Below are 2,571 nucleotides of genomic sequence, written 5' to 3'. Positions count from 1 at the left end.
CCCGGTAAATAACCCTGTTAAATTATTTATGGTTGCCGATGCCATCACATAACCATTTACAGGCCCGTTATATGTCCATTTGCCATTTGCATCCGCCTTAACGGTTGTGAAATATTTTTTGGGGTTTGGCAAGTTACAGCTACAATCGCTGTTGAACAGCTCAATATCTGCATTGGGTGTGGCGGTACCGGCTACCTGATTATCTGAAACAGAGGTGATCTTAACCACTGGAAGTTTATCACGGTCATAGCTTGTGCCTGTTATTTCATCCACGCAAAAAATACTATTACGTTTAAAAGTATATTTGCCATATGAGCCATAATCGATTCCCAGTCCGCCATAAGCAATTAAGTTTTTTTGAATAGGATCGTCGCCTCCAACTAAAATATTGGCGCTGGCTCTTAAAAGAATGTCGCGCATAGATGCTACAGTCTCTGAGTTGGCAAGATAATTTATTGTTCCCGTAGGGTCGGTGTTAAAGGAATTGCCCTGTATTGTAACCTGACCGCTCAAGTCTGTTACACTTAATAAAATACCAGCATATTCATCTACAAAAATATTATTGTTTATCACCGCATTAACCGGAATCTCAGTGCCTGGAGAATAGACTCCTTGTACTACCAGGCGCGTAATTTGCGAGAAAAGATTTAGCGGTACGCGTTTGGTTCCTGTATAATTAGTTCCGAATTTGTTATAACTTAAAATCAAATGGTTTCCCAAGGAGTTTTCAAAGGTCATATCCGCTTTAAAAAAAATATTTCCAGTACTTGGTGATCCACCAACCGTAACATCGTCGCATGATATGCCTACATGGCCTCCTCCCGCTTGTTCTCCTGTTATATCTGTCCCCGAATTGTTATTTTGATAGATACATACTTTACCTGTGTGTATACCTACATTGGCGCCATTTATAACGTTGCCCTTTGAAGGTGCACCTACAATAACTTTATTGAAATTGCTTATCCCTATGCCTGCACCGCCCCATCCGGTTGAATCGCAATTTATCCAAAGGCCATAGATTTCGAGGAAATCTGCGCCATCGCTGCTCAATACAGTTAACTGATCGGGATATACAAATTTAAAGGTAATCTGAACCTTAGTGTCACTGATGCCAAATTTTGCACCCGGTTGCGTACTGCCATCAATTACCAGGTTAGATGTCATTAGGGGCAACTTCGTTGCTAAAGCAATTGTCCTCCCCGCCTCACTCAAATCCGGTAAATTAAAATAAATAAAGTCTTTTTCTGTACTGCCGTTAGCCGCCGCAAGTGTGAGTGCTTCGCGTAGTGTTCCCGGCCCCGAATCTGCATTGCTGGTTACCGTGAAAACAGCCGAGAAACTTTTAAAGCTGATGAAAAGAAAAATAGTGATAAAAAGTAAAACTCGCCTGCCAGTCATGTTTAGGTATTCACGAGCCAAAATACATTTTTTTCCTGTAAATGCATTGTCAATATCATATTACCTCATTGTTACTCATATTGTAAAATCGTACCTTTGCGGTAAATTTAAGAGGGACGATTAATTCATGAAGTTGAATACAACCTATCAGGAGCAGTTTCAGTCGAGGCACATTGCTCCAAGTGCGGCCGACACGGCCAAAATGTTAAAAACCATCGGCGTTAGTACGCTTGATGAATTAATAGGGCAAACAATACCGCAAAAGATCAGGCTTACCAAACCGCTTAACCTGCCTGCGGCAAAAAGCGAGTTCGATTATCTGAACACCTTAAAGCAAACTGCTTCAAAAAACAAAGTTTTCAAATCTTTCATTGGTAAAGGTTACTATGATGTAATTGTACCGGGCGTTATTCAGCGTAACATTCTTGAAAACCCCGGATGGTATACGCAATACACGCCTTATCAAGCCGAAATTGCACAAGGCCGCTTGCAGGCTTTGTTAAATTTCCAAACCATGGTTATTGACCTTACCGGTATGGAAATTGCCAATGCTTCATTGCTTGACGAAGGTACTGCTGCTGCCGAAGCTATGTTTATGCAATACACTTTGCGTAAAAACAACAATGCCAACGTATTCTTCGTTTCGGAAGAAGTGTTTCCCCAAACTATTGATATCTTAAAAACCCGCTCGGAGCCTTATGGCATTGAGTTAAGAATAGGCGACCACCGCACCGTTGAATTAACCGACGATATGTTTGGTGCCATTGTGCAATATCCTGCCGGCGATGGCGCGGTTTACAACTATGCCGACTTTGCTGCAAAAGGGCACGAAAAAGGTATTAAACTTACCGTTGTTGCTGATCTTATGAGCCTTGCCCTGTTAACTCCTCCAGGCGAGTGGGGTGCTGATATTGTGGTTGGTTCATCGCAACGTTTTGGTGTACCAATGGGCTTTGGAGGTCCGCATGCTGCTTTCTTTGCAACTAAAGAGGAATACAAACGCTCTATCCCGGGCCGTATCATCGGTGTTACTATCGATAGCGCCGGTAATTATGCCCTGCGTATGGCCCTGCAAACCCGCGAACAACATATCCGCCGGGATAAAGCAACTTCAAATATTTGTACCGCACAGGCATTATTGGCTATCATGGCCGGTATGTACGCCGTGTATCA

General features: G+C 42.6%; 1 protein-coding gene and 1 pseudogene. One reads left to right on the top strand and one right to left on the bottom strand.

The window, feature by feature from the left end:
• Positions 1–1,398, bottom strand: a 1,398-nt coding sequence (locus VF500_RS27455) for a hypothetical protein (protein WP_330862721.1), incomplete at its 3' end; no start/stop codon positions are given.
• A gap of 127 nt (positions 1,399–1,525) precedes the next feature.
• Here VF500_RS27455 and VF500_RS27450 point away from each other — a divergent pair.
• A pseudogene (locus VF500_RS27450) lies at positions 1,526–2,571 on the top strand (glycine dehydrogenase); the annotation flags it as partial.

The organism is Mucilaginibacter sp. (assembly GCF_036383575.1).
Lineage (GTDB): Bacteria > Bacteroidota > Bacteroidia > Sphingobacteriales > Sphingobacteriaceae > Mucilaginibacter.
Note: the sequence above shows the minus strand (reverse complement) of the source record. Positions and strands in the feature narration are given on the sequence as shown.